This is a genomic window from Paenibacillus sp. GbtcB18 (assembly GCF_019091125.1).
GTDB lineage: Bacteria > Bacillota > Bacilli > Paenibacillales > NBRC-103111 > Paenibacillus_F > Paenibacillus_F chitinolyticus.
In genome coordinates this window covers 1-373 of record NZ_JAGXJX010000175.1, presented here as the reverse complement: position 1 = coordinate 373, position 373 = coordinate 1, and the positions used below count along the sequence as shown (strand labels likewise).

The window sequence follows — 373 nt, the reverse complement described above, 5'->3', positions numbered from 1 at the left end:
TGCTTCAGTTTTTTCGTTAGTTGTAGCTGTTGTATTGTTCTCAGTTTTTGTGTTGTTATTGTTTTTAGTTGTTGCGTTGTTTGTAGCTTTTGTGTTGTTTTCAGTTTTTGCGTTGTTTGTAGCTTTTGTGTTGTTTTCAGTTTTTGTGTTGTTTTCAGTTTTTGCGCTGTTTTCAGTTTTTGCGCTGTTTTCAGTTTTTGCGTTGTTTGTAGCTTTTGTGTTGTTTTCAGTTTTTGTGTTGTTTTCAGTTTTTGCGTTGTTCTCAGTTTTTGTGTTGTTTTTAGTTGTTGTGCTGTTCTCAGTTTTCGCGTTGTTCTCAGTTTTTGCATTGTCTTCAGTTTTTTGGCTATCTTCCGTTTTTGTACTGTCTTTT

Annotated in this window: 1 pseudogene; it reads right to left on the bottom strand. The window is 33.8% G+C overall.

Annotated features, from left to right (window positions below):
* Positions 1-373: pseudogene (locus tag KVT34_RS33055) on the bottom strand (hypothetical protein); the annotation flags it as partial.